The organism is Pseudomonas sp. CC120222-01a, from assembly GCF_003097235.1.
Lineage (GTDB): Bacteria > Pseudomonadota > Gammaproteobacteria > Pseudomonadales > Pseudomonadaceae > Aquipseudomonas.
Genome location: NZ_QEQQ01000027.1, coordinates 38,613 through 51,220, shown reverse-complemented (window position 1 = coordinate 51,220; position 12,608 = coordinate 38,613). Strand labels below are relative to the sequence as shown.

General features: G+C 63.4%; 12 protein-coding genes. 5 read left to right on the top strand and 7 right to left on the bottom strand.

Features of this window, described 5'->3' with window-relative positions:
- Positions 1 to 11 precede the first annotated feature (11 nt).
- Complete coding sequence (gene katE, locus N430_RS25310) at positions 12 to 2,141, top strand: catalase HPII (RefSeq protein ID WP_110639509.1); 2,130 nt, start codon at positions 12 to 14, stop codon at positions 2,139 to 2,141.
- Between the two features lie 95 nt (positions 2,142 to 2,236).
- Here the strand turns inward: katE and N430_RS25300 are convergent, their stop codons facing one another.
- From N430_RS25300 to zur, 4 genes are all read right to left on the bottom strand, one after another.
- Complete coding sequence (locus N430_RS25300; RefSeq protein ID WP_110639510.1) at positions 2,237 to 2,944, bottom strand: PA5502 family lipoprotein; 708 nt, start codon at positions 2,942 to 2,944, stop codon at positions 2,237 to 2,239.
- Between the two features lie 127 nt (positions 2,945 to 3,071).
- On the bottom strand, positions 3,072 to 3,854 hold the full coding sequence (gene znuB, locus N430_RS25295; protein ID WP_110639511.1) for a zinc ABC transporter permease subunit ZnuB: 783 nt from the start codon (positions 3,852 to 3,854) through the stop codon (positions 3,072 to 3,074).
- Positions 3,847 to 4,620, bottom strand: coding sequence for a zinc ABC transporter ATP-binding protein ZnuC (znuC, locus tag N430_RS25290; protein WP_060483860.1), 774 nt, complete (start codon positions 4,618 to 4,620; stop codon positions 3,847 to 3,849). The genes znuB and znuC overlap by 8 nt, the downstream gene beginning before the upstream one ends.
- Positions 4,617 to 5,102: a zinc uptake transcriptional repressor Zur gene (gene zur, locus N430_RS25285; RefSeq protein ID WP_110639512.1), complete on the bottom strand. Its 486-nt coding sequence runs from the start codon at positions 5,100 to 5,102 to the stop codon at positions 4,617 to 4,619. The genes znuC and zur overlap by 4 nt, the downstream gene beginning before the upstream one ends.
- A gap of 18 nt (positions 5,103 to 5,120) precedes the next feature.
- Between zur and N430_RS25280 the strand changes: the two genes are divergently transcribed.
- Complete coding sequence (locus N430_RS25280; protein ID WP_110639513.1) at positions 5,121 to 6,077, top strand: zinc ABC transporter substrate-binding protein; 957 nt, start codon at positions 5,121 to 5,123, stop codon at positions 6,075 to 6,077.
- A gap of 93 nt (positions 6,078 to 6,170) precedes the next feature.
- On the opposite strand, the gene N430_RS25275 is transcribed toward N430_RS25280, so the two are convergent.
- Both N430_RS25275 and N430_RS25270 read right to left on the bottom strand, forming a co-directional pair.
- Entirely contained in the window at positions 6,171 to 7,121 is a 951-nt protein-coding gene (locus tag N430_RS25275) for a homoserine kinase (RefSeq protein ID WP_110639514.1), read from the bottom strand.
- 71 nt (positions 7,122 to 7,192) lie between these two features.
- Positions 7,193 to 7,480 carry a DUF2782 domain-containing protein gene (locus N430_RS25270; protein WP_027917186.1) on the bottom strand — a complete coding sequence of 96 codons (288 nt, stop codon included), beginning with the start codon at positions 7,478 to 7,480 and terminating at the stop codon, positions 7,193 to 7,195.
- A gap of 74 nt (positions 7,481 to 7,554) precedes the next feature.
- Between N430_RS25270 and polA the strand changes: the two genes are divergently transcribed.
- Positions 7,555 to 10,317, top strand: coding sequence for a DNA polymerase I (polA, locus tag N430_RS25265; protein ID WP_110639515.1), 2,763 nt, complete (start codon positions 7,555 to 7,557; stop codon positions 10,315 to 10,317).
- A gap of 415 nt (positions 10,318 to 10,732) precedes the next feature.
- On the opposite strand, the gene yihA is transcribed toward polA, so the two are convergent.
- Entirely contained in the window at positions 10,733 to 11,365 is a 633-nt protein-coding gene (gene yihA, locus N430_RS25255) for a ribosome biogenesis GTP-binding protein YihA/YsxC (protein WP_110639516.1), read from the bottom strand.
- A 193-nt stretch (positions 11,366 to 11,558) separates the two neighbouring features.
- On the opposite strand from yihA, the gene N430_RS25250 reads away from it, so the two are divergent.
- Positions 11,559 to 11,861 (top strand): cytochrome c5 family protein, encoded by a 303-nt coding sequence (locus tag N430_RS25250; RefSeq protein ID WP_110639517.1) that lies wholly within the window; start codon positions 11,559 to 11,561, stop codon positions 11,859 to 11,861.
- Between the two features lie 31 nt (positions 11,862 to 11,892).
- A complete protein-coding gene (locus tag N430_RS25245; RefSeq protein WP_079230207.1) occupies positions 11,893 to 12,510 on the top strand; it encodes a cytochrome c in 618 nt (205 codons plus the stop codon).
- Positions 12,511 to 12,608: the final 98 nt, after the last annotated feature.

The following is a 12,608-nucleotide window of genomic DNA, read 5'->3' as shown; positions in this document are numbered from 1 at the left end:
GAGAGCCGACCATGCCCAGCAAGAAGACGGACGCGCCCAAGCACAGCGAGGCCGCCGGCACCCAGACCCCTGACCGGGCCAACACCAATGCCAAACTGCAGAGCCTTGAATCGTTCCGCAGTGACGCCACCGGCCAGGCACTGCGCACCAACCAAGGGGTGAAGATTGCCGACAACCAGAACAGCCTCAAGGCCGGCGCGCGCGGGGCCTCGCTGCTAGAAGACTTCATCCTGCGCGAGAAGATCACCCACTTCGACCACGAGCGGATTCCTGAGCGTATCGTTCATGCCCGTGGTACCGGGGCCCACGGCTACTTCCAGAGCTACGGCTGCCATGCCGAGCTGACCAAGGCCGGTTTCCTGCAGGACCCTGAGAAGATCACCCCGGTGTTCGTGCGCTTTTCCACGGTGCAGGGGCCACGTGGCTCTGGCGACACCGTGCGTGACGTTCGCGGCTTTGCCGTCAAGTTCTATACCGATGAAGGCAATTTCGACCTGGTTGGCAACAATATGCCGGTGTTTTTCATCCAGGACGCAATCAAGTTTCCCGACTTCGTGCATGCGGTCAAACCCGAGCCGCACAACGAGATGCCTACCGGCGGTTCGGCCCATGACACCTTCTGGGACTTTGTCTCGCTGGTGCCGGAGTCTGCGCACATGGTGATCTGGGCCATGTCCGACCGCGCCATTCCGCGCAGCTTGCGGATGATGGAAGGCTTTGGCGTGCACACCTTCCGCATGATCAATGCCGAGGGCGTGGCCAGTTTCGTCAAGTTCCACTGGAAGCCGCGCCAGGGCGTGCACTCGGTGTTGTGGGACGAAGCGCAGAAGCTTGCAGGCAAGGACACTGACTACCATCGCCGCGACCTCTGGGATGCGATCGAGACCGGTGATTACCCCGAGTGGGAGCTGGGTGTGCAGATCGTGCCGGAAGCCGATGAGCACAAGTTCGACTTCGACCTGCTCGACCCGACCAAGCTGATTCCCGAGGAGCTGGTAGCGGTCACCAAGCTGGGCAAGATGGTACTCAACCGCAACCCGGACAACTTTTTCGCCGAGACCGAGCAAGTGGCCTTCTGCCCGGGGCATATCGTGCCTGGCATCGACTTCAGCAACGACCCGTTGCTGCAGGGCCGGTTGTTCTCCTACACCGACACCCAGATCAGCCGCCTCGGCGGCCCCAACTTCCATGAAATCCCGATCAACCGGCCGGTGGCGCCGAACCACAGCAGCCAGCGCGACGCCATGCACCGCATGACCATCGACAAGGGCCGGGCTTCTTACGAGCCCAATTCCATCGATGGCGGCTGGCCCAAGGAGACGCCGCCAGCCGCGCAGGACGGCGGCTTCGAGAGCTATCAGGAGCGTATCGATGCGCACAAGATCCGCCAACGCAGTGAGTCGTTCGGCGACCACTTCTCCCAGGCGCGGCTGTTCTTCCAGAGCATGAGCCCGACCGAGCAGCAACACATCATCAAGGCTTACAGCTTCGAGTTGGGCAAGGTGGAGCGCGAGAACATTCGCCAGCGTGAGGTGAACGAGATCCTCGCCAACATCGACCTTAAGCTGGCGGCGGCGGTGGCGGCCAACCTTGGCTTGCCGGCGCCGAAGCAGGGCACGGTGCAGGTAAAAGGTAGCAAACCCGTGCATTCCAAGGCTTTGAGCCAGATGAACCACCCCGGTGATGTGGGGATCAAGGGGCGCAAGATCGCCGTGCTGGTAGCCGAGGGTGTGGATGCTGCGAGTGTCGACAAGCTGGTCAAGGCGCTGCAGGCCAAAAGCGCTCGGCCGATGCTGCTGGGGCCGACTTCGGCGCCGGTAAAAACGGCGGACGGCAAGCAGTTGCCGGTAGATGCGTCGATGGAGGGGATGCCGTCGATCATGTTCGACGGGATTGTGGTGCCCAAGGGCGTGGACAAGGCCTTGGCTTCAAGTGGGGTGGCGAAGCACTTCCTGCTGGAGGGCTACAAGCATCTCAAGGCGATGGTGTTGACCAAGGACCTGTTGAATAGCCTGGGGCTCAAGGAAGACAAGGGATTGCTGCTCGGAGATGAGCAGAAGACCGTGGATGCCTTTGTCAAAGCGGTTGAAGGGCATCGGGTGTGGGAGCGGGAGGCGGCAGCAGAATCGGTGCCCGCCTGATAGGGCCTCTTCGCGGGCTTGCCCGCTCCCACAGGTTCTATGCAAGCCTCGAGGCTGGCGCTGTACCTGTGGGAGCGGGCAAGCCCGCGAAGGCTTCAACGCTGATGCGGGACCAATACCACCTGCGCGGGCATCGACCGTTGAATCTCATGCTTCTGCTTCAGCTGGAACCCGCTGTCGAGCTTGTGCACGCGCTTCTCCAGCAGGTTCTTCAGCCAAGGTGCATCCTGAGTACGCGGCACCTGGAACACCACGTCACACTGGTAATTGACCACGTCCTTGGCAATCTCATCGAGCTGGCGACGCATCGCCCGGATGTCGGTGGTCTTTAGCGCAATCACCGTGCTCGGCGCCGTCGGGTCGATCACCCGCGCCTGGGGCTTGGCCTCAGCCGCCTTCAAGGCCGCTTCTGCCTTTTCCAGCTCGGCCTTGCGCGCCTGGGTCACGGCGTCGCCGCCGGTTACGGCCGGTGCCTGCGGCATCAGCGCCCGGGCCCGGGCCAGCGCAGTAGCGGCGGCATTGACGTCGCCCTTCTGCAGCACGATCTGGCTGCGTTTCAGGTAGGCCTCGGCCAACTGGCGCTGGTTTTGCTCCAGGCGAGGGTCATCTGGCGACTGCGTCTGCAGTGCAGCCAGCTGGTCTTCGGCGGTGGCCAGCTCGTTGCTGGCGATACTCTGTTGCAGCTGCTGCCAGGCATCGGCTTGGGCAGGTGCATCGGCCTGTTCTACCGGCGCGCTGGAACACGCAGCCAGGAACAGGGAAAACGCGGCAACAAGCAGATAACGGGATGCGAACGGCTTCATTCCTGCGACTCTCTATTTGCGCAAAAAGCGAGCAAGTCTACACCCAGGTGCGCACGCTCGAAAATAAGTCTTACAGACCCTTTACCGGTGAAAAGGTTGCAGGGTGCAACTCTGAGCACCCCGGTTTTCAGCGTTTTGGCAGGGCCAGGCTCAGCAAGAATAGCACTGCCGCGCAGACCACGATCGATGGGCCGGCCGGGGTGTCCTTGAACCAGGACATGGCCAGGCCGCCGCATACGGCGGTAATGCCGAGCAGGCTGGCGCCCAGGGCCATCTGCTCTGGCGAGCGGGCGTGGCGCTGTGCCGCGGCGGCGGGAATGATCAGCAGTGAGGTGATCAGCAGCACGCCGACGATCTTCATGGCCACGGCAATGACCACGGCAATCAGCAGCATCAGGGCCATGCGCAGACCCGCTACCGGCAGGCCTTCGACCATGGCCAGTTCTTCATGCACGGTGATGGCCAGCAACGGTCGCCACAGCGCGGCGAGCAGCAGCAGGACCAGCGCGCTGCCGCCCAGGATCCACGCCAGGTCGGTGGTGCTGATGGCCAGCAGGTCGCCGAACAGGTAGGCCATCAGGTCGATGCGCACATCATGCATGAAGCTCAGCACCACCAGGCCCAGCGACAGGGTGCTGGGGGCGAGAATGCCGAGCAGCGTATCGGAGGCCAGCGGCTGGCGTTGCTGCAAGGTCACCAGCAGGATCGCCAGCAGCAGGCAGCCCACCGTCACTGCCAGGGCCGGGCTGACATCCAGCACGAAGCCCATGGCCACGCCCAACAGCGCGGCGTGGGACAAGGTATCGCCGAAGTAGGCCATGCGCCGCCACACCACAAACGAGCCAAGCGGGCCCGCTACCACTGCCAGGGACAAACCCGCAAGCAAGGCGTAAAGAAGAAAATCAGCCATGCTTGCAGTGCTCTCCGTGAACATGGGCGCCAGGGGCGACGACCGAGCCGTGCAGGTCGTGGCTGTGGTCGTGATGGTGGTGATAGACAGCCAGGCTTGGGGCGTTCTGGCCAAACAGCTCGACAAAGGCCGGGTCGTTGCTGACCTGCTCGGGGTGGCCCGAGCAGCACACGTGACGGTTCAGGCAGACCACCTGGTCGGTGGCGCTCATCACCAGGTGCAGGTCGTGGGAGACCATCAGCACGCCGCAGCCGTGGCGGTCGCGCAGGCGGGTGATCAGGTTGTACAGCTCGGTCTGGCCGACCACGTCGACACCCTGCACGGGTTCGTCGAGCACCAGCAGCTGCGGCTCGCGCAGCAGCGCGCGGGCCAGCAGCACGCGCTGCATCTCGCCACCGGAAATGGTCTGGATCGGGCTGTCGATGACCTGTTCGGCACCCACTTCCTGCAGTGCCGACAAGGCAGCCGCGCGGTCTACCCCGGGCACCAGGCGCAAGAAGCGCAGTACCGACAGCGGCAGCGTGGCGTCCACCTGGATCTTTTGCGGCATGTAGCCGATACGCAGCTTCGGCTTGCGCCAGACCTTGCCGCGGTGTGGCTTGAGCAGCCCGAGCACGGCGCGCACCAGGGTGGTCTTGCCGGCACCGTTGGGGCCGATCAGGGTGACGATCTGGCCGGGCGCCACCGACAGGTCGATGCTGTCGAGCACCGCTTCGCCACCAAAGCTGACGCCGACCTGCTCCAGGCGGATCAGGGCGTCGCTCATGCTGCGCTCCGGCAGTTGGCACACAGGCCGACGATTTCCACCGTCTGGGTTTCGACGCTGAAACCCACGCCCTTGGCACTGTTGATGATGGCGTCGCTGATGCTGTCCTGCTCCAACTCGATGGCCACGTGGCATTCGCGGCAGATCAGGAACTGGCCCTGGTGCGCGTGCTCCGGGTGGCTACAGCCGATGAAGGCGTTGAGTGAGGCGATGCGGTGCACCAGGCCGTTTTCCAGCAGGAAGTCCAGCGCACGGTACACGGTCGGTGGAGCGGCGCGGCGGCCGTCCTGCTCGCTAAGTACGGCAAGGATGTCGTAGGCGCCCAGCGGCTTGTGGCTCTGCCACACCAGCTCCAGCACACGCCGGCGCAGTGCGGTCAGGCGCAGGCCCTGGCGCGTGCACAAGGCATCGGCTTCGGACAAGGCGCTGTGCACGCAATGGGAATGATCGTGGGGACGGTGAGCCAGCGGCGTGATGGACATGGGCAGCGACGGTTCTGGATGGAGACGTTATTATGTTACCTGTTTCTGACGAGTCGAGTATTCATCGTGTCCCGATTCCTTGTGCTTTTTGTCGCTTTCATCGCCTGTTCGGCGCAGGCCGACGTGCGCGTGCTGACCAGTATCAAACCCCTGCAGCAGATTGCCGCCGCCGTGCAGGATGGCGCGGGCAAGCCTGACGTGCTGCTGCCACCGGGCGCTTCGCCGCACCACTACGCCCTGCGCCCGTCCGACGTGCGCAAGGTCGGCGACGCCGACCTGCTGTACTGGATCGGCCCGGACATGGAGAACTTCCTGCCGCGGGTGCTGGGCAGCCGCACCAAGCCGACAGTGGCCGTGCAGTCGCTTTCAGGCATGAAGCTGCGCCACTTTGGTGAGGACAGCCATTCCCATGAGGAGGCGGACCAGGACGACCATGACCACGATCACCGCCCAGGCAGCCTGGATGCGCACCTGTGGCTGTCGTCGGTCAACGCCCGGGTGATCGCGGCGAAGATGGCGGCTGACCTGGCGGCGGCGGACCCTGCCAATGCGGCGCGCTACCAGAGCAACCTGAAAGCCTTCACCGAGCGCCTGGATGGCATGGATGCGCGGATCAAGGCGCGGGTGGCCGGGATCGCCGACAAGCCCTACTTCGTGTTTCACGAGGCATTCGACTACTTCGAGTCGGCCTATGGCCTGCAGCACACTGGCGTGTTCAGTGTGGCGTCCGAGGTGCAGCCGGGCGCGCAGCATGTGGCCGCGATGCGCAAGCGCCTGCAGGAAGTGGGCAAGACCTGTGTGTTCAGCGAGCCACCGCTGCGCCCGCGCCTGGCCGAGACACTGACGGCCGGGCTGCCGGTGCGGTTGGCGGAGCTGGATGCCTTGGGCGGAACCGACCCGGTGGATGCCAAGGGCTATGAGCGCCTGCTCGAGAAGCTCGGTGGTGACCTGGCTGGGTGCCTGGAACAGCTGTAAGCCTGTTCTGGCCTCTTCGCGGGTAAACCCGCTCCTACAGGGGTAGCGTGAACCTGTGGGAGCGGGCGTGCCCGCGAAGCAGCAGAAGAGGATCTAGAGGGCGAACGGCAGGTGCAAGGCCACCTGCTGGCGTTGCGCCAGGCGCACCTCGAACTCGCTCGGGTCATGGATCATCACATCCATCCCGGCAAACGACTCTGCTGCAATCAGGCGCGACAGCCAGAAGCGCACGCAGCCTACCCGCAACATCTCCGGCCACAGCTCGGCTTCGGCAGCGGTAAACGGCCGCAGCGCCGCATAGGCTCCCAGCAATGCCTGAGCGCGCGGCACATCGATAGCACCGTGTTCATCCAGGCACCAGTCGTTAACGGTGATGGCGATGTCATACAGCATCGGCCCGGAGCAGGCGTTGTAGAAGTCGATGACACCGGTCAGGTGGGTACCTTCGAACATCACGTTGTCACGGAACAGGTCGGCGTGCAGGTTGGCACGCGGCAAGGCCAGGATCTGCGTCTTGTGCGCGGTGATCTCGTCCAGCGCCGGTTGCAGCAGGGTCGCCTGCTCGGCGCTCAGGCGCGGCAACAGTTCGGCACCGGATGCCAGCATCCAGTCCAGGCCGCGGTCGGTGCGGCGCTCGATGATATGTTCGCGGGTGGCCAGGTGAATGTGCGCCAGCAGTTCACCAACCTGGGCGCAGTGCTGGGCGTTCGGGGCCTTGATGTGCTTGCCCGACAGCCGCGGCTGCAGCAAGGCCGGCTTGCCGCACAGTTCGCGCAGGGCATTGCCGTCACGGTCACGCAGGGCGTAGGGCACCGGCATGTCGGCATCGTGCAGCACGTCGAGCAGGTCGATGAAGAACGGCATGTCCTCGACCGGACCGCGCTCGACCAGCGTCAGGACGAACTCACCCTGTTCGAGGCTGACGAAGAAGTTGCTGTTTTCGGTACCGGCGGCAATGCCCTGAAAGTCGAGCAGACGGCCCAGCTCGTACGGCGCCAGAAAGGTTTCCAGCTCAGGCCGGGTCACGGGGGTGAAGACTGACATGATGAAAAAATGCCCATACGGGCACTTCCGCCGGGAAGTGCCGGGTTGATGTGAACGGTGCGCGCGTCAGATTACCACTCGAAGATCTTCCAGGACGGAATCAGCATGTCCGGTTGGTCGGAACGAATGAAATTGGCATCGGTGCCATCGGCGCGGACCAGGAAATACGGCTTGCCGTTTTTCGGCGTGATCTTGATCGCATACAGGAAGCCGTTCTGCCGGTATTCCTGGATGGTTTTATCGCCTTCCGTGCGAATGGTCACCTCGGGATCGGCCGAGGGGGCGTCTTCCGCCGCCAGGGTGACGACCGGCATGGTTGCCAACAGGCCGAGCAGTAACAGGCGATTGAGTGTACGCATGATAACCTAGTCCCTTTGTCGTCATTGATCCGGCTATTCTAGCTCCGGACCCGCCGAAAAGGTTGATTCTGCTCATGAGCCAAGCGCCCCTCGTCCTGGTGGACGGTTCCTCCTACCTCTACCGCGCCTTCCATGCGCTGCCGCCGCTGACCACGTCCAAGGGCATGCCGACCGGCGCGGTCAAGGGTGTGCTGAACATGCTCAAGAGCCTGCGCAAGCAATACCCCGACAGCCTGTTCGCCGTGGTCTTCGACGCCAAGGGCGGGACCTTCCGCGATGCCATGTTCGCCGAGTACAAGGCCAACCGCCCGAGCATGCCTGATGACCTGCGGGTGCAGGTCGAGCCGCTGCACGCCAGCGTCCGGGCGCTGGGCTACCCCTTGCTGTGCGTTGAAGGCGTCGAGGCCGATGACGTGATCGGCACCCTCGCCCGCAGCAGCGCGACCCAGGGCCGGCCGGTGATCATCTCGACCGGCGACAAGGACATGGCGCAGCTGGTGGACGGCCACGTGACCCTGGTCAACACCATGACCGGCAGCGTGATGGACGTCGCCGGCGTGCACGAAAAGTTTGGCGTTGGCCCGGAACACATCATCGACTTCCTCGCCCTCATGGGTGACAAGGTCGACAACATCCCGGGCGTGCCGGGCGTCGGTGAAAAAACCGCGGTCGGGCTGTTGACCGGTATCGGCGGCGGCCTCAGTGACCTCTACGCCAACCTCGACAAGGTCCCGACCCTGGCCATCCGCGGCGCCAAGACCCTGCCGGCCAAACTCGAAGAGCACCGCGACTCGGCGTTCCTGTCTTACGAACTGGCCACCATCAAGTGCGACGTACCGCTGGATGTCGAGGTCGAGGCGCTGGTTTGCGGTGAACCGGACCGTGAGGCGCTGCTGGCGCTGTACAGCGAAATGGAGTTCAAGAGCTGGGTCGCTGAAGTTCAGCGTGATGCCCAGCGCGGTGCGAGCAAGGCCGGCGACGATGTCGCCCCAGTGATCGACGAGCCGGCCGCCGAGGTCGAGACGAGATACGAAACCATCCTCGACCAGGCCCGTTTCGACGCCTGGCTGGAAAAGCTGCGCCAGGCGCCGCTGTTCGCCTTCGACACCGAAACCACCGGCCTGGACGCCCAGCAGGCGCAGCTGGTGGGCCTGTCGTTCGCCGTCGAGCCCCATGAAGCGGCTTATGTGCCGCTGGCCCACGACTACGAAGGCGCCCCGGCCCAGCTGGACCGCGAGGCCGTGCTGCTGGCGTTGAAACCGCTGCTGGAAGACCCGGCCAAGGCCAAGGTCGGGCAGAACGCCAAGTACGACATCAATATCCTCGCCAACAACTCGCCGGCCATCGAGATGCGCGGTGTGGCCTACGACACCATGCTCGAGTCGTACGTGCTCAATTCCACCGCCACCCGTCACGACATGGACAGCCTGGCGCTGAAGTACCTCGACCACACCACCATCGCCTTCGAGGACATCGCCGGCAAGGGTGCCAAGCAGCTGACCTTCAACCAGATCAACCTGGACAAGGCTGGCCCTTACGCCGCCGAAGACGCCGACATCACCCTGCGCCTGCACCACGCGCTGCAGGCGCGCCTGGCGCAGACGCCGAGCGTGCAGCCGGTGTTGATGGACATCGAGATGCCGCTGGTGCCGGTGCTGGCCAAGATCGAGCGCCAGGGTGCGCTGGTCGATGCCGCGCTGCTGCAGGTGCAAAGTGGAGAGCTGGGCGTGAAGATGGCCGAACTGGAGCAGCGTGCCTACGCGCTGGCCGGTGAGGAGTTCAACCTCGGCTCGCCCAAGCAGCTTGGGGCGATCCTCTATGACAAGCTGGGCATGCCGGTACTGAGCAAGACCGCCAAGGGCCAGCCCTCCACCGCCGAAGCGGTGCTCGACGAACTTGCCGAGCAGGGCTACCCGCTGCCCGAGGTACTGATGCAGTACCGCAGCCTGAGCAAGCTCAAGAGCACCTATACCGACAAGCTGCCAGGGCAGATCAACCCGCGCACCGGGCGTATCCACACCTCCTACCAGCAGGCCGTGGCCGCTACCGGGCGCCTGTCGTCCAGCGACCCGAACCTGCAGAACATCCCGATCCGCACCGCCGAGGGTCGGCGCATTCGCCAGGCCTTCGTTGCCAGCCCCGGCTACAAGCTGCTGGCGGCGGACTATTCGCAGATCGAACTGCGCATCATGGCCCACCTGGCCAAGGACGAAGGCCTGCTGCATGCCTTCCGCAACGACCTGGACGTGCACCGCGCGACGGCAGCGGAAGTGTTCAGCGTGGCGCTGGAAGACGTCACCACCGACCAGCGCCGCAGCGCCAAGGCCATCAACTTCGGCCTGATCTACGGCATGAGTGCGTTCGGCCTGGCCAAGCAGATTGGCGTCGACCGCAAGCAGTCGCAGGATTACATCGACCGCTACTTCGCCCGCTACCCGGGCGTGCTGGCCTACATGGAGCGCACCCGCGCCCAGGCAGCCGAGCAAGGCTTCGTCGAAACCCTGTTCGGTCGCCGTCTGTACCTGCCGGATATCAACGCCAAGAACCCGGCCCTGCGCAAAGGCGCCGAGCGCACGGCGATCAACGCGCCGATGCAGGGCACCGCCGCCGACATCATCAAGCGCGCCATGGTAAACGTCGACAACTGGCTGAGCGAGAGCGGCCTGGATGCACGGGTGATCCTGCAGGTGCACGACGAACTGGTACTGGAAGTACGTGAGGACCTGGTCGACCAGGTGAAAGATGAAATCCGCACGCACATGAGCAACGCCGCGCAACTGGATGTTCCGCTGGTGGTCGAAGCAGGTGTTGGTTCGAATTGGGACGAAGCTCACTGATTGAGCTGGGAAAGATGTGTAGGATCTGCGACGTGGTGACGCGGATCCTGGCATGGCTCGATGCCATTAGTTCAGGAGTTTCATGAAACTATCGCAAATAGTTTTGAGGGCTCCGGAACTAAACCGGTGAAGTGGAACTCAGAGTAACTGAATGGCTGGTGAAGCCTTTCGATGCTCCTATGTTGTGTTAAGTGTTGGCAGATACCTGGACCCCGCCCTAGCGGTCCAGACTTGAACCCCGAACTTCCCCCTCCCCATACGAAGTCCGGGGTTTTTTTTGCCCGGAATTTGACTTGCAGCTGGCGAATAACACTGTGGGAGCGGGCGTGCCCGCGAAAAATCCAGCGCGGTGTCTGGCCTGGGCTTCGCCCAGGTTCGCGGGCTCGCCCGCTCCCACAGGATCAGTGAACGGCCATCAAACAGCTGGCTTGTCTTCCAGCTCCATCCAGTCCGCCAGCACCCGGTAGGCCTCTTCCAGGCCCTGGCGCTTGGGTGCCGAGAACAGCTGGATGGTCGCCGCGTCACCCCACCCCTTGCGAATCTCCGACTGCACCTTGAGCAACGTGTTCTTGCCCGCGCCATGGGTCAGCTTGTCGGCCTTGGTCAGCAGGATGTGCATCGGCATGCGGCTGGCCTTGGCCCAGTCGAGCATCATCTTGTCGAAGTCGGTCATCGGGTGACGCACATCCATCATCAAAATGATGCCTTTCAGGCAATCACGGCTGCCCAGGTAGGCCTCCAGGTGCTTCTGCCAGTGTTGCTTCAGCGGAATCGGGACTTTTGCATATCCGTAGCCCGGCAGGTCGACCAAACGCCTTTCATCGTCCAGACTGAAGAAATTCAACAGCTGGGTGCGCCCTGGGGTTTTCGAGGTACGCGCCAGGCTGGCATGAGTCAGGGTATTGAGGGCGCTGGATTTGCCGGCGTTGGAACGGCCGGCGAAAGCCACCTCGTAACCCTGGTCGTCCGGGCATTGTTCGACCTTGGCAGCGCTGAGGGCGAATTTGGCTCTCTGGCAGAGGCCGAGGATGGGGTTATTGACTTGCATGGGATTTCCGATGTGGGTGTTGCCAAAGCCTAGGCCGGCAAGCGGTGTCGTTTCCGTTTGGATGGCGGAAGTATATAATGCCCCAGTTTTTGTGTGCTCATTCTCCCAGCGAAGGGGAATGGGCATGGGGTGTCGAACAATAGCTCGCGCATCAGAACGCAGCGCGTCCCCCAACCCTGTCAGGTCGTTTCGCATGGCGAAATGGCTGCTAGCTGTCGGTATGTTCCTGCCGTTTTACAGCGCACAGGCTACACAGGATCCCGAGGCGTTGTACAACCGCACGTGTGCGGCCTGTCACGCCGGGCAGTTGCCACAGGCACCCAAGAAGGGTGACCCGGCAGCGTGGGAGCCAAGGCTGGCGCAAGGCATGGAGCAACTGGTGGTGCATGTTACCCAGGGTTTCAAGGCTATGCCGCCGCGTGGATTGTGCATGGACTGCAGTGCCGAGGACTACCGTTTGGTCATCCTTTGGATGAGCGGCAGTCCCGATACATAACATTTCACCCTTAGCCGTGTTGGATTAGCTGATGAACAAACTAGTCGTGAGTCTGCTGTTGACCCTGGGTGTCGCAGGTGCGGCCACTGCTGCGGAACCCATCAAAGGCGATGCCGCCGCTGGCCAGGCCAAGACAGCCGTCTGTGGTGCCTGCCACAACCCCGACGGCAACAGCCTGGCGCCGAACTTCCCGAAACTGGCCGGCCAGGGCCAGCGCTATCTGGAAAAGCAACTGCACGACATCAAGTCGGGCAAGCGCACCGTACTGGAGATGACCGGCATGCTGGCCAACTTCAGTGACCAGGACCTGGCCGATATCGCCGCCTGGTTCTCCAGCCAGAAAGGCAGCGTTGGTGCCGCCGATCCCAAGCTGGTCGAGCGCGGCCGCGCGCTGTTCAATGGCGGCAACCTGGAAAAAGGCATGCCTGCCTGCACCGGTTGCCACTCGCCCAACGGCGCAGGTATCGCCCTCGCGGGCTTCCCGCACCTGGGCGGCCAGCATTCGCAGTACGTGACCAAGCAGCTCACCGACTTCCGCGAAGGCAACCGCACCAACGACGGCGATGCGATGACCATGCGCACCATCGCTGGCAAGCTGAGCAACCATGAGATCGAAGCGCTGGCCAGCTACATCCAGGGCCTGCATTAACATTCGGTTAATGCTGTAACGCTAAAGATGAAAGGGCGGCGCAGACCGCCCTTTTTTCTGTCCGCAGCCGTTACACTACAGAACTCGGGCCCTTCGCC

What these genes read in the sequence shown, in the direction of transcription:
- katE (WP_110639509.1), top strand. Translation starts at nt 12, where the DNA reads ATGCCCAGCAAGAAGACGGACGCGCCCAAGCACAGCGAGGCCGCCGGC.
- N430_RS25300 (WP_110639510.1), bottom strand. Translation starts at nt 2,944, where the DNA reads ATGAAGCCGTTCGCATCCCGTTATCTGCTTGTTGCCGCGTTTTCCCTG.
- znuB (WP_110639511.1), bottom strand. Translation starts at nt 3,854, where the DNA reads ATGGCTGATTTTCTTCTTTACGCCTTGCTTGCGGGTTTGTCCCTGGCA.
- znuC (WP_060483860.1), bottom strand. Translation starts at nt 4,620, where the DNA reads ATGAGCGACGCCCTGATCCGCCTGGAGCAGGTCGGCGTCAGCTTTGGT.
- zur (WP_110639512.1), bottom strand. Translation starts at nt 5,102, where the DNA reads ATGTCCATCACGCCGCTGGCTCACCGTCCCCACGATCATTCCCATTGC.
- N430_RS25280 (WP_110639513.1), top strand. Translation starts at nt 5,121, where the DNA reads ATGGAGACGTTATTATGTTACCTGTTTCTGACGAGTCGAGTATTCATC.
- N430_RS25275 (WP_110639514.1), bottom strand. Translation starts at nt 7,121, where the DNA reads ATGTCAGTCTTCACCCCCGTGACCCGGCCTGAGCTGGAAACCTTTCTG.
- N430_RS25270 (WP_027917186.1), bottom strand. Translation starts at nt 7,480, where the DNA reads ATGCGTACACTCAATCGCCTGTTACTGCTCGGCCTGTTGGCAACCATG.
- polA (WP_110639515.1), top strand. Translation starts at nt 7,555, where the DNA reads ATGAGCCAAGCGCCCCTCGTCCTGGTGGACGGTTCCTCCTACCTCTAC.
- yihA (WP_110639516.1), bottom strand. Translation starts at nt 11,365, where the DNA reads ATGCAAGTCAATAACCCCATCCTCGGCCTCTGCCAGAGAGCCAAATTC.
- N430_RS25250 (WP_110639517.1), top strand. Translation starts at nt 11,559, where the DNA reads ATGGCGAAATGGCTGCTAGCTGTCGGTATGTTCCTGCCGTTTTACAGC.
- N430_RS25245 (WP_079230207.1), top strand. Translation starts at nt 11,893, where the DNA reads ATGAACAAACTAGTCGTGAGTCTGCTGTTGACCCTGGGTGTCGCAGGT.